The organism is Microcoleus sp. S28C3 (assembly GCF_036700785.1).
GTDB classification, from domain to species: Bacteria; Cyanobacteriota; Cyanobacteriia; order Cyanobacteriales; family Microcoleaceae; genus Microcoleus; species Microcoleus asticus.
Map to the genome: position 1 here is coordinate 1 of NZ_JAUBPO010000270.1, position 1,603 is coordinate 1,603.

Genomic DNA, 1,603 nt, shown 5'->3' on the forward strand with positions numbered 1-1,603 from the left:
GAGCCCCAAAAACTCCTACACAAGTAGTTACTTTTGTCAACTTTCTTGTTAAGAAAGATGTTTATAAAGCATAGCTTGGTAAGGGGGGGCTAAAGGAGGACGATCGACAATTTCTTCCCAATTCAACTGCAAAACCGTGCAGAAAGCCTTGAAAGCATTAGCTTTAATAGGTTCTCTTCCTCCTAAAAAGCGCCTCCAAGTTGGCAGCGAGAGGCCATCGGCATAGGGCCCGGCTTCTGTCCAAGTTCGATCGGGCTCTAATGTTTGACTCGCTTCTACTAGCCATCTGGGGTCTTCTATCGTTGAGCCCCTTTCTCTTCTAGCTTGCCTAATTTTTACTAATCCTTCCTCAGAGGCTTTGAGGGTCGTCATTATATAATTTACTTCTCTAATTGTCAATGTCTGTTTTCGCTCAGTTTAGCGATCGCAAACTGAGTTTGTCAAGACCCCAGCAATAAAGAGAAAATGATCCTGACAACAACTGCACGGCATACGGGAAAAGTCCGGCATAAATCATGCAAACTTAATCGTTTAGAATGCCACTCTCTTTTTTAGGTAAAAAAGTACACATTAAATGATGACAAAGGATAGCACCATGAGAGATAACATAGATGAAATTCCGTCAGGTGGGATAGGTATAAAAATTATTGGCAAAATTGCCGATGAGCTAAGTTATACCCGCACTTCTGACGGTCGAAACTGTCTGTTCATTGTAAAATTTTATTATTCAGCAGCCTGGTCTAGTATCATCCCAATACAGCATTCAAGATGGTTTTTTTAAGCGGGCAATCGATGTTTTAAACAGATTGAATTTTTTCGGGCTTCAAAAGCAACGAAATCGCCAACCCGAGCCAAGTTCTAACGAGCAACTTCCAAAAACTAGCCTTCAACTAAAACTAAATACTGATATTAAGGCTGTTGCTCAAGTTTTATCGTGGGTTGAACAGTTTTTAGATCCTCTACCAATTCCCCTAGGCGTTTTGCATCAGTGTAAACTTGCTGTGATTGAAGGGTTTACGAATGCTGTTCGCCACGCTCACAAAAATCTGCCATTAGAAACTCCGATAGAGATTGAAATAATGGTATTTAACGAACACCTAGAAGTAAAAATTTTGGATTGGGGAGAGCCTTTTGACATTCAAGCGAAGTTGAAAGAAGAATTGCACCAAAAAAGTCTGTATTAGTTGGAGCGACCTAGGATTTACGCTTCACTAAGCTGTTCTGTAATTGCCAGCTTTAAATTGACAAGAGAAAGAAACTTTTTTGTGATGACTACTGATACTACTGCCAAGATTCTCGTTGTGGATGATGACGCAGCCATCCGCAATCTAGTTCATCGCTTTTTAAATCAGAAATATCACGTAGATTCGGCAGCAGATGGCGAGACGGCTTTAGAATTGTTTGAAAAATTCAAGCCACTGCTAGTAGTTCTTGATTGGAATTTGCCGGATACTACAGGCTATCACCTCTGCCAGGAAATGCAGCGCCGTACTAATGTTTTTGTGGTAATGCTAAGCAGCCGCACAGGGCACTGTTCTCTTAAGGCGTGAGTGCTAGGATATTTGTGCAGCATAGAGTACAAGCTTATGAAGTGTATCCATTG

The 1,603-nt window shown here is 41.2% G+C and carries 2 protein-coding genes and 1 pseudogene; 2 read left to right on the forward strand and 1 reads right to left on the reverse strand.

The window, feature by feature from the left end:
• Window positions 1–48: 48 nt before the first annotated feature.
• Window positions 49–372: a hypothetical protein gene (locus QUA13_RS32365; RefSeq protein WP_333205174.1), complete on the reverse strand. Its 324-nt coding sequence runs from the start codon at window positions 370–372 to the stop codon at window positions 49–51.
• Between the two features lie 434 nt (window positions 373–806).
• On the opposite strand from QUA13_RS32365, the gene QUA13_RS32370 reads away from it, so the two are divergent.
• Window positions 807–1,184, forward strand: a complete 378-nt coding sequence (locus QUA13_RS32370) for an ATP-binding protein (RefSeq protein ID WP_333205176.1) — start codon at window positions 807–809, stop codon at window positions 1,182–1,184.
• An 84-nt stretch (window positions 1,185–1,268) separates the two neighbouring features.
• Window positions 1,269–1,526, forward strand: a pseudogene (locus QUA13_RS32375) (response regulator); the annotation flags it as partial.
• Between the last annotated feature and the right edge of the window lie 77 nt (window positions 1,527–1,603).